This is a genomic window from Clostridium tertium (assembly GCF_017873245.1).
GTDB lineage: Bacteria > Bacillota > Clostridia > Clostridiales > Clostridiaceae > Clostridium > Clostridium tertium.
Genome location: NZ_JAGGJY010000014.1, coordinates 39,622 through 55,458, shown reverse-complemented (window position 1 = coordinate 55,458; position 15,837 = coordinate 39,622). Strand labels below are relative to the sequence as shown.

The window sequence follows — 15,837 nt, the reverse complement described above, 5'->3', positions numbered from 1 at the left end:
ACCTCCAACTTTACTCTTTTATCTCTATATATTCTAGTAATATTTTACCATAAATATATTTGTCAAACAATTATGAAATTCGACTTTTTTTGTATATTTATTATATATTTTTTAATTATGCTATATTTTTTATATTTTTATCATATCTGTTATATTATCAACTTCTATTATATATTCATAATGCAAGGCTCTTGTTAATGATACATATAAAAGCCTTTGATCTAACAAAGTATTTTTAAAGTTAGACTCACTTGGATTATAAATAATAGTTGCATCAAATTCTAATCCCTTTGTTAAATAAGATGGTATTATCAATATATCATCATTATGCTCTTTTTCATTTCCTTTTATTAATGTTGCTTTAAATAAAGAATTCTTTTTTATAAGTTTTTCTAAAATTTTACCATCTTCTATACCTTTTGTTATTATTGCTATACTACTTTTACCTTTATTCATAACTTCAGTAATTATACTGTTTATATTTTTTATTACATCTTTGCTGTTATTACATTTTATTATTTTAGGAGATTCTCCATGTCTTAATACAGGTTTTGCTCTTTTTAACTCTAGTCCTTGTGATTCTAATGCACCATTAGCAAAATCTATAATTTCAACTGTAGATCTATAGCTTTGAGTAAGTTGCATATATGTCGCTTTTCCTTCAAAAACCTTTTCTACTATATCACTCCAATTTTTTATTCCTTTATAATAATATATTCCTTGAGCAATATCTCCAACTAAAGTAAGAGAATTTCCCTTAGTTAATCTATTTACTAAATAAATTTGGAATGGATTATAGTCTTGTGCTTCATCTACTACTATATGTGAATATTTTTCTTTTTCTTCAACACCTTCTAAAAGAATATTAATATATAAAAGTGGTGCTAAATCATCTTCATCTATAATTCCTCTATTATAATTTGAAATGATTTCTTCTTTCATAAATTCTGATAATTCTTTTGGTATCTTATTTAAAGTTGCAAGTTCAAAAAATTCTTCATTTTTAAATAAATCAACATATATATCCTTAGAGGTTATTCCCCTCCAACTTTTAAAATAATCATTCATTTCTTTTTTTGAGTTGCTTTTTATATTATTTTTTATTTCATCTCTTTCTGAATAAATTTTTATCAATTGCTTCCTTCTATCTTCACAATCCTCTTGTTTATTTTTTATCTCTTTAATTCTTATATCCCATTCTAAATCTACTTGCAGGCAAAGAACTCCTATTCTCTCTTTAAGCTTTAATCCTAGATATCTTTTTATTTCATCCTTTCTTTTATTTATTGGATAATTTTTTAAGTCTTTAAGATAAAGCCTCATTATTTCCCTTTTGTTAAATAATACATAATTACCAATCATTATGTCTGTTATATCAACAGAATCGCTTTCTAATAATGTAATGTATCTATCTATAATAGATTTAAAGGTTAATGTTCCTTTTATTTTAGATGCATTTATTATTAATTTACATTTCTCTGCATCTGTAGACTCAATTAACTCCTTAAGTTTTTCATCTTTTCCATTTACCTTGCTTCTAACTTTTAAATGATTAAGTACCAAATCTTGAAAAGTAGTTTGTTTTACTTCATCAACTCCTAAATTCGGTAATATATCTGAAATATAATCTAAGAATAACTTATTAGGAGCTAGAACTAAAATATCTTTTCCATTCATCGTTTCTGAGTATCTATAAATCAAATATGCCAGCCTATGTAAAGCTATAGTAGTTTTCCCAGAACCAGCCGATCCCTGAACTATAATAGGTAGATTCTTTGGCCACCTTATAATATCATTTTGTTCCTTTTGAATAGTTGCTACTACTTCTTTTAATTTTTTTCCTCTACTTTCCTCAAGATTTATTTTTAAAAATTCATCAACTAAGTCATTTCCTTCATCACTAGTTTTTATTATAATTTCATTTATTCCTTCATCGAATATTTCTTTTAATGAATCTTCTTTAAATAAAAATTTTCTTTTTAGTGATAAGTTTCCTTCAATTATTCCTATAGGCGATTTATAATATGCATATCCTCCAGTTCCACTATAATATAAATCTGCTACTGGAGTTCTCCAATCTACTACTATTTCTTCTCCATCTAAAGTTGAACTTACTGATTGTTTGCCTATATATATACTTTCATCACTACCTCTCAATTCTCTAAAATCAACTCTACCAAAATAAGGAACCTTTATAGCCTCCTCATAATTTTTTATATCTTTTCTTAACACAGAATATATTTTTTCTGTAGTTTCTTTTTCTTCGTTATAATTTCCTTTTGATTCCTTTGTTAAAGCTCTCAACTTACTTTCTATACCTTCATAACTCTTTTTTTTCTCTAAAAGCTCATTATCTATCTTTTTCCTTTTTTCCTTTAATATTTCTTGTTCTAATTTTAAATCCTTATTCATATTTTTACCTCTAAATTCAACTAATGCCTTAATTATAGGCTAATTAGATTCTAAATTCAATTATTATAGTATATAAACTAATCAAGTAAAAACTATTAACTATCAAAAGCATAAAATCTCATATATTCCAATTATTTACTATACTCAAAACATTTATTCCTTTTCTTACCCATTTATAAATTATAAATTTCAATAAGTATTTTACTTTCCAATATTGTGTGTTAGAATCTTATCGTAAAGGAGATGTTAATATTGTCTAAACAAACTAAAACACCTAACTATATAAAAATAGCTGTTGATATAGCTCATAGAATAATAAATAATGAATTTTTGGAAGGAAGTAAGATTACAGGAAGAACAACTTTAGTTAGTATATATAATGTATCTCCAGAAACTATTAGAAGATCATTAGCCTTATTAAAAGATATGAATGTTGTTACTATTAATGAAAAAAGCGGGATTATAATAAATAATAAGACTTATGCAAAAGAGTTTTTAAATAAATTCAAAACAAAATCAGATTTTACTCATTTAAATAGCGACACTTTTGACTTAATAAAAAAAAGGAAAGATATCGATAATAAGCTTGAAAAAAATATTAATGCAATAATTGAATTTGCTACTCAACTAAGAAATGTTGGTTCTATTATTCCCTTTGAAAGTATAGTAGAAGAAAATAGTATTGCTGTAGATAAAAGTATTGGTGAACTCGACTTTTGGCATAATACAAAAGCTACTATAATTGCTGTTAAGAGGGATGGAGATTTATTTTTATCACCAGGACCATACTTTAAAATACATTCACAAGATATAGTAGTTTATGTTGGAGAAGATTCAGTTCTAGAAACAGTTAAAAATTATATTTCTTTACCATCATCTGATAAAGAAAAAGAATAACAGCTAAAGTAAATTTACTTAGCTGTTATTTTAATTAATTCCTAATATATAGTTAACTGCATTTTTAAATTCTATTTTCCTAATTTTTTTTCTTAGTTTAAACTTAATACTTTCTATATATTTTATAGAAAATGGTAAGTATTCATCTATGACATTTATATATTCACTTGAAAAAAACTCTTTACTCAATATTACTGAAAACAATATAAGCATTATACAATTTGTTTTTATAAGTTCTTTCAATTCATGTATATTTTCTCCTTTAAAGCAACTGTCTTCTTTTAAAAACATAACTGTAAAATTTATTAATTTATTTACTATTTTATCTAAATTGTATTTAGGCGCTAATTGTGACATTATAGTTATATGATTGTTATTTATATCAGATTTAATATCTTGTAAATCATCTGCTAGTTGAAGCAAGAAACCATAAAAAATACAAAAAGATATTTCATCTTTATTCATCTTTCCCTTTGTTAAAAATCCATCTACTAGTACTGATGATCCACCTTTTTCAATAGATATACCTAAAATATCCTCTTCATAAGGAATACTCACAATATTTTGTTGTCTTAAACTTTTTATTTGACCTTTATGAATTGAAAGTAAAGCGTCATATAATTCACTATAATCATTTCTCTTAAAATCTTCTTCAATATAACTAACTAATTTATAAACAGCCTCTTCACAAAAATCGCTACTTTCTACATTTTCTCCATTTAATCTCTTATTCAATTTATAATTAAAATTTTTCTTTTCCATGTCATTTATCGTTGTATTATCTAAATAGTTATCTGTATATGGATATAACATACTATAGCTAAATATAGCCTTAGATAGCTGTACTTTTTCTCCAAAGACTGCTTGAAGGATATTTATGATCCAAACATTTCTCATGGCCTGTCCTATGTCAGTATAACTTAAATTTTCATCAAATTGTTTTGCTTCTTTTATAAATCTTTTAGTGCTATTAAAAAAGTCATTTTTAATATTTTTATTAATTATTCCAAGCTTAAAGGTTTCTTTTTCACTTTCTATGAAGTTATCTATAATTTCATCAAACTCATTTTGCCACTTTCCCTTTTTATTATCTTCCTTAGGAAATTCGTTTATTTTTTTAATTATTAAATCTATATAGTTATCTAAATTCTTTTCTTTATTTTTCTTCTCTATATTAGTATATTTTTTCATATCTAATTTAAAATTTCTATCTGATTTCCACCATCGTTCACTACATTCTAAATATATATAGTTTATTAAATTCATTATTAATCTCCCAAATCTAATCTTATCATCACATTTATTAATTTTTTACTTTGCTCCCCATTAATTTATAAGTAGCACTACCTATTGCTCTTTTTAAAGCTCCAATTTTAATATCTGGATGATAAATAAACTTTGAAAGCCCCGAATTTTTCCAATATCTATAATCAGCATCGCCCTCTTTAAAAGGTGTTTCTCCTGATTTTCTCCATAAATTATACATAAAAATAGATTTTACTTTTGGTTTGTGTATTTTTCTAGATATCAAATCTTCACTAAACTTACCAGATATACATTTTATTTTTTCCACATTTTTATCATTTAATTCTATGGCTCTATATGCTATTGGTATCATTTTCACAAAATTAAATCCCCAATAATACAATACATCCCTAATATACTTTGCTGAAGATGTATGACCTGCCCCTGCAGTAGTAGTAATTACTAATGCTTTTTTTGTAAAAAATTTTGGCCTATGAAAATTATAAGACATATGGTCTATAAACGTTTTTAAAAGCCCACTAACTTGCATTGAATAAACTGGTGAAGTAACTATAACAGCATCTGCATTTTCAATTTCATTTACTATATAACTCATCTTTTCATTGTGTGGACATTTATCTTCACCTTTATAAATACATAAAAAACACCCATTGCAATAAGGTATCTTTTCCTTACGTAATTCAATATCTATAAATTCAATTTCACCATGTTTTTTCATTTCCTCTTTTGCAATATTTAACACATCCCAAGTGTTACCTCTTCTTGGACTTCCATGTATTACAACACACCTCATAATTTCCCCCTAAAACAATAAAAGAGAAAGCTTAATATCTTGCCTTCTCTCTTGCTAATCATTCAATTTAAATTATACACCATATTTATCCAACTTGTAAATTTTATAATTCAAAATATATTATACTTGTATCATCTCTTTTCTTTAATCTCGGATAATCATTACAGTTACTATCTTTCTCCTGCTCTTCATATAATGTATTAAATATAGCCTCTACATTACTCTCTTTTAGTAAATTTATAAACGCCTTATAATCTTGTGCTAAATTGAATGTATCATAAAATTGTGAAAATCCATCTGAAGTAATACAAATACTAATTTCACCATTAATAGAAATTTTATTATATAACCCTCTATCTACCGCATCTTCATTAAATTCCAATATCCAATATCCATTTAATTTATTCTTTAATTTTCTTACACTTATAACTTCATCATTACAAAGCTTTCTTGCATCTAATACAGAAATATTATTTACTTTGCTTACTTCACACATTTTTCTTAAAATATTTTCTTCTAACCCTATTAGTTTTCTATCAACAATTTCTTTTATTGATTCATTTTCTTGAGAATATATTAATGTACAATCACCAATTACATAATACTCTAATTCTTTACTATTAAATCTTACTAAAGCTAAAGCTGCACAAGGATAATCAATTTCCTCTAAATCATTAAATCCATCATATTTAGAATATTTTTCTTTAACTTCCTTAATTGCATTTTTTATTATTTCCTTAATATCTTTTGAACTATTTATATGTTTTTTTAAGTAATCATCTAATGCTTCAACATACCATAATGCATCCGTTTCTTTCTCAGTAATTCTTTTTCCAGTTAATCCTGTTGCTCCATCTAATATCCAAGCTGAGCCTTCGATTATAGTAATTTTATCTTCATTCGGTTTAACATTTGATCCTTGTCTTGATAAAGCTTTTATATTTCTCATAAACTTATCCCCCTATATATCTTTAGTACTAAGTCCATACTCTTTAAATAAATCTTATATAAATTATATCTCTTTACTGGAACTATTTATACAGCTCTAAACACTAAAAATGGACAATTATACTTAAATTTATAATTGTCCATAGCTATATCTTTTATTAAAAATCTATAAAATAGTAATGTTATATCAAGTTTTAATAAATTGATTTAAATAAAATATAATAATTAAAATTCTATATTTATTTAATTTTTAAATGAATGAATTGGTGCAGGTATTCTTCCACCTCTTTGTATAAATAAAGAAGAGGAATATTTATTTACAGGCATTACTGGAGCTGTTCCTAGTAATCCTCCAAACTCAACTAAATCTCCTACCTTACATCCTGGTGCTGGTATTACTCTTACTGCTGTAGTCTTATTATTAATCATTCCTATAGCTGATTCATCTGCAATCATAGCTGCTATTGTTTCTGCTGGGGTATCTCCTGGAACAGCAATCATATCTAATCCTACTGAACATATAGCAGTCATAGCTTCTAGTTTTTCTAAGTTTAACGATCCATTTAATACAGCATCAATCATTCCTGCATCTTCTGAAACTGGTATAAATGCTCCGCTTAATCCTCCTACATGACTACATGCCATAACTCCACCTTTTTTAACAGCATCATTTAATAATGCAAGAGCTGCTGTTGTACCATGAGTTCCAACTACTTCAAGTCCCATTTCTTCTAGTATATGTGCTACAGAATCTCCTACTGCTGGAGTTGGAGCTAATGACAAATCTACTATACCAAAAGGAACTCCTAATCTTTCTGAAGCTTCTTTAGCAACTAATTGCCCCATTCTTGTAATCTTAAATGCAGTTTTCTTTATAGTTTCTGCAACTACATCAAAGGATTCTCCTTTTACTTTTTCTAATGCTCTTTGCACAACACCAGGTCCACTAACTCCAACACTTATAACCTTATCAGCTTCTCCAACGCCATGAAAGGCTCCTGCCATAAAAGGATTGTCCTCAACAGCATTACAGAACACAACGAGCTTAGCACAACCAAATCCTTTTGTATCCTTTGTGTATTCAGCAGTTTTTTTAATTACTTCACCCATTTCTCTAACGGCATCCATATTTATTCCTGATCTACTTGAACCTACATTTACAGATGAACATACTTTGCTAGTTTTAGCTAATGCTTCTGGTATTGAATTTATTAATATTTTATCGCCCTTTGTGTATCCCTTTTGTACTAAAGCTGAAAAACCACCTATAAAGTCTACTCCTAAAGTTTCTGCTGCTTTATCTAAAGTTTGCGCAAACTTAACATAGTCTGTCTCATCTGTAGCTCCTGCAATTATTGATATAGGGGTTACTGATATTCTTTTATTTACTATTGGAATTCCAAATTCATTTTCTATTTCTTTACCTACTTTAACTAAATCTTTAGCACTACTAACTATTTTATTGTATATTTTTTCTCTTGCCTTATCGCCATCTGAATCTATACAATCTAATAATGAAATACCCATAGTTATTGTTCTTATGTCAAGTTTTTCTTCTTCTATCATCTTTATGGTTTCTAATATATTATTACTATTCATCTTTAACCTCCAATTATAAAGTGTGCATTGAATTAAATATTTCTTCTCTTTGAATTTTAACCTCTACTCCAAGATCTTCGCCTTTTGTTACTAATGCACTTTTAATATCATCAAAGGTAGAATTAGCTTCTTTTAAATCTAGCATCATTATCATTGTAAAGTATTTATCCATTATAGTTTGGTTAACATCTAAGATGTTTATGTTTAATCTCAATAATTCATTACTAACTCCTGCAACTATTCCCACTTTATCTTTTCCTATTACTGTTAATATAGCTTTCATTAATATTCAACTCCCATTTTTATTATATTTTTCCACATAACCTAAAAAGTTATTATAATTTTATCCCTTGTCCGTAAGTTTGTCAATTTTCAACTGTAATTATTCGTGAAAAATCCGCAATTTTCATTCTTTTCTAAAAAAAAATTAGGCTCTGTTTTAATGAAGTGTTTATTATAATATTGTGAAGGAATTTAAAAATAAAATATTAATATTTTTATCCTAATATAATTATGCCTCCAATTAATGTATAATAAAAACATACATTAATTAACAATTTTATTATTTAATGAAATACTGTTTAATAATTTTACTTAAATTCGAATGGGAGTAGATTTATGAATAAGAATAGTAATTTACTTTATTGTATTTTAGGAAGTATAATATTAGTTTTGTTTAACACTAGTATTGTTTATGACTCACTTCATTTTCTTCCTATAATCGGATTATTTTTAAGTCAATTAACTTATTTTATATCAGCTATAGGTGTAATTTTATCTTTGTATTTTACAATTCTATTAATAAAAGAAAATTGGAAATTCAAAGAAAAATAATTTCAATTTATTAAAATTATAATTTTGACTAGTAGATTTAGAGTCACACTTGTAATTTTATGCATATTAAATGACAAATAAAAAATTCTATTAAAAGCTATTTTTATAAGTAAAATCAATGACTTAATAGGGTATAATATTTCGTTATTACCTTTTGAAAAAATTAATATTGAAGTTATATTTAATAATGCATAGTTTTTTAGGAGGAGCTTTCTATGAATAAAAGGAAAATAATAAGTATATGTGCTGCAGTATTAATCTTTTTTTCATTTTTGCTTTATAAATACTTGCAGTTAAGCAATAATAAATTAAATATCTATGCTGACAGAGTTCTATCATTAGCTATTAATACACAAAACTCTATTTATGCGATTACGGAGGCTTCCTCAACAGAAGAAGATTTTAACCGCAATGTAGAAGACCTAATTATTAATGTGTATGCATTACAAAATGTATTAGAAAGTGGTGAAATATTGCTTTCAGAAAATGGCAGGAACGGTAGTGCACTGTATAATTCTTTAGATAATCTTAAATCAGCATTTAAATACGATAATAAAAATCTAAAAAATATTGAACTAGATGCTATAAATAGTGCTAGTGATGTATTAATTCAAAGATTACAGCCTTATTATGACGATGGCAAAAATATAAGTAAAAAGGAAATACTTGCAGCTACTCAATTAGCTTTAATGAAAATGAGATTAATCGAGTTACTTCATTAATTACTGAAATGGAATTAATTATTATAAAATTTGCAGATAATTTTAATTTCTGCAAATATTCATGTTAAATAAAATGACTGGCTATTAATAGCCAGTCATTTTTAATCATTTCTCTCCCTTTATACTTCCATTTAAATTTCAATATTATTTAAGCCTTAATGCTTTTTATATCTCTGCAACTTACAATATTAATTCCTGTTCCTAATATATCTTTAAGAATTACTTCACCTACAGAAACAGGTGCAACTACTTCAAGTTTTTTAAGTTCTTCCATGCACTTAAAGTTAAGTTCTTTTGGAATTGCCCCCTTTGTTTTAACTGGAAGCACCGGAAGTTCACCATCTTTAACTTTAACAGTAGTAGTTATTACCCTAACAGGATTGGTTATTTCACTAATCCCATAATCAATACCTCTCTTGCATCCATTTCCATTTACTTTATTTTCTTCGATGTTAACCTTTAAATGACATCCCATTGGACAACATATACAAATTAAATTCTTTTCCATTTTATTCACCATCCTCTAAAGAAATAATTAAGTCTTCTTCTATATTGTTTAATAATTTCTTACTTAAAACTATTCTTTCCATTTCTGATGGCGCTAAATGCCTTTTCTTCAGCCTTGAAACTTCCTTTTCCCCAGATTTAACAACAAGCACTTTATTTTTATAAACATTATTTACTCTCATAAATATAGTCAACTTTTCATCTATATCTTCTATAGAAATTCTTTGAGGAACAGTATAATTTATAGCATTACCATTCTTTATATTTATATAATTTTCTTTCTTCAATATGTTCTTCAAATACTTTGCAGCTGATTTTCCTGCATGTTTAGCTTCTTCAGTAACAAAATCTACTAAATCATGTACATGAACTACATTTCCACAAGCAAAAATTCCATCAACATTAGTTTCCATACTTTCTGTTACAACAAGTCCATTAGTCCTTCTATCTAGTTCTATTCCTACTTTATCTGATAATTCATTTTCCGGAATTAATCCAACTGATAATAGTAATGTATCACATTCAAATTCTACTTCTGTTCCTTTCATAGGTCTCTTATTTTCATCAACCTTTGAAATTATAACTTTTTCTAGTCTTTTATCTCCAATAATATCTACAACTGTATGTGATAAGTATAATGGTATATTATAATCTTCTAAACATTGAACTATATTTCTATTAAGCCCGTTTGAATATGGCATAAGCTCTACAACTGCCTTTACCTTAGCACCTTCTAATGTCATTCTCCTAGCCATTATAAGACCTATATCACCAGAGCCTAAAATTACTACTTCTTTACCAGGCATATATCCTTCCATATTTATATATCTTTGAGCTGCTCCTGCAGTATATACACCTGAAGGTCTATCCCCTGGAATATTTATTGCTCCTCTTGTTCTCTCCCTGCATCCCATTGCCAATATAATTGCCTTTGTTTCCAAAATCATATACCCATCATTAGAATTTATTGCATGTATTCTCTTATTTTTTTCTATTTCTAAAACCATTGTATCAAGTTTTATATCAATTTCACTTTCTTCAACAAGTTTTATAAATTTATCAGCATATTCAGGGCCAGTAAGCTCCTCTTTAAATGTATGCAAACCAAAACCATTGTGAATACATTGATTTAATATCCCACCAAGTTCTCTATCTCTTTCAATTATTAAAATATTTCTTACCCCATTTAAATAAGCTTCATATGCAGCTGCAAGACCTGCAGGACCTCCACCTATTACAATTAAATCATACCTCATAATTATCCCCCTATCTTGACTTTCCAGTTAAAATATATGAACCATCTTTTTCTAAAACTATATTTTCTAAAGGTATATTAAGTTCTCTGGATATTATTTCTTGAACACGAGGTCCACAAAATCCACCTTGACATCTTCCCATTCCAGGTCTACATCTTCTCTTTACTCCATCTAAAGAAATAGCCCCAAAAGACCTTTTAATTGCATCTACTATTTCACCTTCAGTTATTTGCTCACATCTACATATAATTCTTCCATACTTACTATCTTTTTTTATTACTTCAGCTCTTTCTTCTAACGAAAGCTCCATAAATCTAATTTGCTCTCTATTTGGATTAAAGTTATCTTTTCTACTCATATTATTAAGTCCAGCATTTTTTAATATATCTAATACACCCATAGCTATTGCTGGAGCAGCAGATAATCCTGGTGACTTCATCCCTGCTACATCTATAAATCCTTTAATATCTTCATTTTCCTCTATAATAAAATCTCCATTATCAGAATGTGCTCTTAAACCTGAAAAATTTCTAATTGAATTTCTAAAATTTATTTTGTTTGTTGTCTTTGATGCAGTTTCCTTTATATAGTCTAAACCTTTACTTGTTGTTTTTACTGAATCTTTATCTTCAATAGTTTCTGCATTAGGTCCTACAATTAAGTTTCCATGAACAGTTGGAGTAACTAGTACGCCTTTTCCAAGTTTTGTTGGACATTGGAATATAGTATGTTCAAACATCTTGCCTTCATTCTTGTCAATTACATAATATTCTCCTCTAATTGGGGTTATCTCAAACTGCTCTTTACAAATCATGTTATGAATTTTGTCAGAATAAATACCAGCTGCATTTATTAAATATTTAGCCTCTACCACTTCTTTATCCTTTATCTTTATTTTAAATGTATCATCTTTTTCTATTCCTATAACTTCACTACTTAATTTAATTTCTCCTCCATTTTCAATACCATTTTCAATTAAAGCTATCGTATATTCAAATGGTCCTACTATTCCTCCTGTTGGTGCATATAATGCTCCTAATATATTTTCACTTAAATTAGGCTCTTTTAATAAAACTTCTTCTTTATTTAGTAGCCTCAATCCCTTTACCTTATTTTTTATACCATTCTCACATAATTTTTTTAATAACTCCATTTCTTCTTCATTAAAAGCTATTACTAATGACCCATTTCTTTTAAAGGGTACAGACAACTCCTTACATAGGCTTTCAAACATTTCGTTACCCTCTACATTATATTTTGCCATTAGTGTTCCATGTTCTGGATCATAACCAGAGTGAATTATAGCTGAATTTGCTTTTGTCGTTCCCATAGCTACATCATTTTCTTTTTCTAAAATTACAACTTTTAAATTAAATTTAGTTAGTTCTCTAAAAATAGAAGCTCCTATAACACCAGCTCCTATTATGGCAACATCATACATATATATACCCCCATTAATATTATTTAAATTTATTTTAACCAACCTTTTTATAATTTAAATTATTCCTGGCATCTTTGTTTAGATAACAAAAAAAGCACAAAAATAAGACTTAACTCTTATTTTTATGCTTAACTCTAACTTCTCTTAGCACATTAAATAATTATACATTCATTATATCATATATTTTTCCAATGGTACATATAACTTTCAGAATTTTATTTATATAATATTTTCCTATAAAATTTGTACAAAGATTATTATACTTTTTTGGTAATTATTCTAAATTTTCTAAATTTTATTTAATTTATTAAAATATTCCACTATAATATACTTATTGCACGGGTTAATTTAAGTTATCCCTTTACAATTTATATATACCAAATAATTGGGCAGGCTTTTTTATTTAATAGCCTGCCTAGTTACTTTTATTATTAAACCAAAAATTCATCTTCTAAGCCTTCAAGATCTAATATCATTATTTCTTTTAAACTAAAGTCTATAAGTCCCATATCTCTCATATTTATAAGTTCTCTTGAAAGAGATGGTCTTGGAATTCCAAGCTCTTCAGCTAAATCTTTTTTAGATGATATTTTTAATGAAAATGTATTATTTCTTTTATAATTATCAAGTAAAATCTTACATATCTTTCTTCTAATTGAATCTAATTCAATTAAATTTATTTTTCTATTTAATATAACTATTTTTTGAGATAAAAGCTCTAATATATTTTCTGTAAACTTAGTATTCTTCTGAATTATACCTAAAACACTTTTTTTAGGAAATGATAATACCTTACAATTTTCAAAAGCCATAACTGTTGCAGGATACTCTTTTTCTTTAGAGAATAATAATGCTTCTGCAAATACATCACTTACATTAAAATAGGATAATGTTAATACTTTTCCATTTTCATATATAGTCTGGATTACAGCCTTTCCATCAATTACAACAGATAAGCTATTACACTTTTCTCCCTGATTTGCTATTACTTCACCCTTTTTATATGATTTTATTATATATGATTCACTTTTTAAAATTTCCTCTATCTCAACTTCAGGAATACCCTTAAAAAAGCAAGTATCCTTTAATATATCTATCATACGAACTCTCCTTTGTATAAAAATGTGAACATTTTTATAATTGATAATGCATAATGGACAATTAAGAAAAAAACAGAGATTTTTAAATAAAAGGTGCTGATCACCAATTTAATTTAAGTTTTTCTGTGCAAAACATCCTTAATTATCAACTATCAATTGTCCATTATTAATATTATACTATCACAAATTATATATAAAAAAAACAAAAGCTGTTGTAAAACCAAGTAGCTTAGTTTTACAACAGCTTTTAATTTATTATTGTCCTAAGAACATGTTTAAATCATCTTCAACATTAGTTATTCCACCAATACCAAAGTTTTCAACAAGTACTTTTGCAACATTTGGTGATAAGAATGCTGGTAATGTTGGTCCTAAGTGGATATTCTTAACTCCAAGATATAATAATGATAATAATACTATTACAGCTTTTTGTTCATACCATGCAATATTAAATGCTATTGGTAATTCATTTATGTCTTGTAATTCGAATACTTCTTTAAGTTTTAATGCAATTAATGCTAATGAATATGAATCGTTACATTGTCCTGCATCTAGAACTCTTGGAATTCCACCGATATCTCCTAAGTCTAATTTGTTGTATTTATATTTTGCACAACCTGCTGTTAATATAACAGTATCATTTGGTAGAGCTTTTGCAAAATCTGTGTAGTAATTTCTTGATTTAGCTCTTCCGTCACATCCTGCCATTACGAAGAATTTCTTAATTGCCCCTGATTTAACAGCATCTACAACTTTATCTGCAAGTTGCATTACTTGATTATGAGCAAATCCACCTATGATTTCTCCTTTTTCTATTTCTGTTGGAGCCTTACATTTCTTTGCAAGTTCAATTATTTCTGAGAAATCTTTAGCTTGTCCATCTATACCCTCTATATGCTTGCATCCTGGGAATCCAGCTGCTCCAGTTGTGAATACTCTGTCTTTATAGCTGTCCTTTGGTGGTACTATACAGTTAGTAGTCATTAAAATTGGTCCATTGAAGCTTTCAAATTCTTCTTTTTGCTTCCACCATGCATTTCCGTAGTTTCCTACAAAATGATCATATTTCTTAAATGCTGGATAGTAGTGAGCTGGTAACATTTCTGAGTGAGTATAAACATCCACTCCTGTACCTTCTGTTTGCTTTAATAATTGTTCTAAGTCTTTTAAATCATGACCTGAAACTAATATTCCTGGTTTATTTCCAACACCTATATTAACTTTTGTCATTTCTGGGTGTCCATAAGTTCCAGTATTAGCACTATCAAGTAAAGCCATACCGTCTACCCCAACCTTACCAGTTTCTAAAGTTAAAGCAACTAGTTCATCTACTGTTAAGTTATCATTTAATAACTTAGCTAAAGTTTCTTGCATAAATGCACTTACTTCTTCATTATCATAGCTTAATTCATTAGCATGCTTCATGTAAGCTGATAATCCCTTTAATCCATAAGTTATAAGTTCTCTTAAACTTCTTATATCTTCATCCTTAGTTGCTAATACACCAACTTCTATTGATTTTGCATCATATTCTTCTCTTGTAGTTGCTGTCCATAATGCAGCTTCTGATAATCCATCTTTACTTGATAACTTATTTATTAATTCTTCTTTTATTTCTAAAACTCTTTTAACTCTTTCATAGAATATTTCATCATCAAAGTTAGCATTAGTTATAGTTGTAAATAAGTTTAATGTTATAAAGTGATTAATTTCAGCTGAAATTTCTTTTCCTTCTTTTCTTAATCTTGTTGTAACTTCTGATAATCCTTTTGTTGTATATACTAATAGATCTTGCATTCTTGCTAAATCTGGTGATTTACCACACACTCCAAATTGTGTACATCCAGTACATCCTGCTGTTTCTTGACATTGGAAACAAAACATTTTATTTTCCATCGAAAAAATCCCCCTTGATAATTTAAATCTTAATTTGTTCCTTCTATGTTTACATTATATGAGGATTTCATATCTAATTCGGTAACAATCGTTACAAGGTAACTAAAAAACAAAAAATTTATCTTTTAATTTGTCAAAGCCCAATTATAAAGATATTTTACTATAA

At 27.2% G+C, this 15,837-nt stretch carries 14 protein-coding genes; 3 read left to right on the top strand and 11 right to left on the bottom strand.

Annotation, left to right across the window (positions count from 1 at the left end; genetic code table 11):
• Positions 1 to 129: 129 nt before the first annotated feature.
• On the bottom strand, positions 130 to 2,412 hold the full coding sequence (helD, locus tag J2Z25_RS14525) for an RNA polymerase recycling motor HelD (protein WP_209741107.1): 2,283 nt from the start codon (positions 2,410 to 2,412) through the stop codon (positions 130 to 132).
• A gap of 252 nt (positions 2,413 to 2,664) precedes the next feature.
• On the opposite strand from helD, the gene J2Z25_RS14520 reads away from it, so the two are divergent.
• On the top strand, positions 2,665 to 3,309 hold the full coding sequence (locus J2Z25_RS14520) for a GntR family transcriptional regulator (RefSeq protein WP_008677269.1): 645 nt from the start codon (positions 2,665 to 2,667) through the stop codon (positions 3,307 to 3,309).
• Positions 3,310 to 3,339: 30 nt separating this feature from the next.
• On the opposite strand, the gene J2Z25_RS14515 is transcribed toward J2Z25_RS14520, so the two are convergent.
• From J2Z25_RS14515 to J2Z25_RS14495, 5 genes are all read right to left on the bottom strand, one after another.
• Entirely contained in the window at positions 3,340 to 4,575 is a 1,236-nt protein-coding gene (locus J2Z25_RS14515; RefSeq protein ID WP_209741106.1) for a hypothetical protein, read from the bottom strand.
• 37 nt (positions 4,576 to 4,612) lie between these two features.
• Positions 4,613 to 5,368, bottom strand: a complete 756-nt coding sequence (locus tag J2Z25_RS14510; RefSeq protein ID WP_209741105.1) for a flavodoxin family protein — start codon at positions 5,366 to 5,368, stop codon at positions 4,613 to 4,615.
• Positions 5,369 to 5,471: 103 nt separating this feature from the next.
• Positions 5,472 to 6,317 (bottom strand): protein phosphatase 2C domain-containing protein, encoded by an 846-nt coding sequence (locus tag J2Z25_RS14505; protein ID WP_209741104.1) that lies wholly within the window; start codon positions 6,315 to 6,317, stop codon positions 5,472 to 5,474.
• 242 nt (positions 6,318 to 6,559) lie between these two features.
• Positions 6,560 to 7,915 carry a PFL family protein gene (locus J2Z25_RS14500; protein ID WP_008677255.1) on the bottom strand — a complete coding sequence of 452 codons (1,356 nt, stop codon included), beginning with the start codon at positions 7,913 to 7,915 and terminating at the stop codon, positions 6,560 to 6,562.
• A gap of 13 nt (positions 7,916 to 7,928) precedes the next feature.
• Positions 7,929 to 8,198, bottom strand: coding sequence for an ACT domain-containing protein (locus J2Z25_RS14495; protein ID WP_008677252.1), 270 nt, complete (start codon positions 8,196 to 8,198; stop codon positions 7,929 to 7,931).
• Positions 8,199 to 8,533: 335 nt separating this feature from the next.
• On the opposite strand from J2Z25_RS14495, the gene J2Z25_RS14490 reads away from it, so the two are divergent.
• Both J2Z25_RS14490 and J2Z25_RS14485 read left to right on the top strand, forming a co-directional pair.
• Positions 8,534 to 8,749 carry a hypothetical protein gene (locus tag J2Z25_RS14490; protein WP_209741103.1) on the top strand — a complete coding sequence of 72 codons (216 nt, stop codon included), beginning with the start codon at positions 8,534 to 8,536 and terminating at the stop codon, positions 8,747 to 8,749.
• Between the two features lie 215 nt (positions 8,750 to 8,964).
• Positions 8,965 to 9,471: a hypothetical protein gene (locus tag J2Z25_RS14485; RefSeq protein WP_209741102.1), complete on the top strand. Its 507-nt coding sequence runs from the start codon at positions 8,965 to 8,967 to the stop codon at positions 9,469 to 9,471.
• A 148-nt stretch (positions 9,472 to 9,619) separates the two neighbouring features.
• Here J2Z25_RS14485 and J2Z25_RS14480 read toward each other — a convergent pair whose 3' ends face one another.
• The 5 genes from J2Z25_RS14480 to hcp all read right to left on the bottom strand — a co-directional run bounded on the left by J2Z25_RS14480 (position 9,620) and on the right by hcp (position 15,671).
• On the bottom strand, positions 9,620 to 9,979 hold the full coding sequence (locus J2Z25_RS14480) for a DUF1667 domain-containing protein (RefSeq protein ID WP_209741101.1): 360 nt from the start codon (positions 9,977 to 9,979) through the stop codon (positions 9,620 to 9,622).
• A gap of 1 nt (position 9,980) precedes the next feature.
• Complete coding sequence (locus J2Z25_RS14475) at positions 9,981 to 11,234, bottom strand: NAD(P)/FAD-dependent oxidoreductase (RefSeq protein ID WP_209741100.1); 1,254 nt, start codon at positions 11,232 to 11,234, stop codon at positions 9,981 to 9,983.
• 10 nt (positions 11,235 to 11,244) lie between these two features.
• Entirely contained in the window at positions 11,245 to 12,675 is a 1,431-nt protein-coding gene (locus J2Z25_RS14470; protein WP_209741099.1) for an NAD(P)/FAD-dependent oxidoreductase, read from the bottom strand.
• Between the two features lie 431 nt (positions 12,676 to 13,106).
• Positions 13,107 to 13,775, bottom strand: a complete 669-nt coding sequence (locus J2Z25_RS14465; RefSeq protein WP_209741098.1) for a Crp/Fnr family transcriptional regulator — start codon at positions 13,773 to 13,775, stop codon at positions 13,107 to 13,109.
• 255 nt (positions 13,776 to 14,030) lie between these two features.
• Positions 14,031 to 15,671 (bottom strand): hydroxylamine reductase, encoded by a 1,641-nt coding sequence (gene hcp / locus J2Z25_RS14460; protein WP_142691096.1) that lies wholly within the window; start codon positions 15,669 to 15,671, stop codon positions 14,031 to 14,033.
• Positions 15,672 to 15,837 lie beyond the last annotated feature (166 nt).

What these genes read in the sequence shown, in the direction of transcription:
- helD (WP_209741107.1), bottom strand. Translation starts at nt 2,412, where the DNA reads ATGAATAAGGATTTAAAATTAGAACAAGAAATATTAAAGGAAAAAAGG.
- J2Z25_RS14515 (WP_209741106.1), bottom strand. Translation starts at nt 4,575, where the DNA reads ATGAATTTAATAAACTATATATATTTAGAATGTAGTGAACGATGGTGG.
- J2Z25_RS14510 (WP_209741105.1), bottom strand. Translation starts at nt 5,368, where the DNA reads ATGAGGTGTGTTGTAATACATGGAAGTCCAAGAAGAGGTAACACTTGG.
- J2Z25_RS14505 (WP_209741104.1), bottom strand. Translation starts at nt 6,317, where the DNA reads ATGAGAAATATAAAAGCTTTATCAAGACAAGGATCAAATGTTAAACCG.
- J2Z25_RS14500 (WP_008677255.1), bottom strand. Translation starts at nt 7,915, where the DNA reads ATGAATAGTAATAATATATTAGAAACCATAAAGATGATAGAAGAAGAA.
- J2Z25_RS14495 (WP_008677252.1), bottom strand. Translation starts at nt 8,198, where the DNA reads ATGAAAGCTATATTAACAGTAATAGGAAAAGATAAAGTGGGAATAGTT.
- J2Z25_RS14490 (WP_209741103.1), top strand. Translation starts at nt 8,534, where the DNA reads ATGAATAAGAATAGTAATTTACTTTATTGTATTTTAGGAAGTATAATA.
- J2Z25_RS14485 (WP_209741102.1), top strand. Translation starts at nt 8,965, where the DNA reads ATGAATAAAAGGAAAATAATAAGTATATGTGCTGCAGTATTAATCTTT.
- J2Z25_RS14480 (WP_209741101.1), bottom strand. Translation starts at nt 9,979, where the DNA reads ATGGAAAAGAATTTAATTTGTATATGTTGTCCAATGGGATGTCATTTA.
- J2Z25_RS14475 (WP_209741100.1), bottom strand. Translation starts at nt 11,234, where the DNA reads ATGAGGTATGATTTAATTGTAATAGGTGGAGGTCCTGCAGGTCTTGCA.
- J2Z25_RS14470 (WP_209741099.1), bottom strand. Translation starts at nt 12,675, where the DNA reads ATGTATGATGTTGCCATAATAGGAGCTGGTGTTATAGGAGCTTCTATT.
- J2Z25_RS14465 (WP_209741098.1), bottom strand. Translation starts at nt 13,775, where the DNA reads ATGATAGATATATTAAAGGATACTTGCTTTTTTAAGGGTATTCCTGAA.
- hcp (WP_142691096.1), bottom strand. Translation starts at nt 15,671, where the DNA reads ATGGAAAATAAAATGTTTTGTTTCCAATGTCAAGAAACAGCAGGATGT.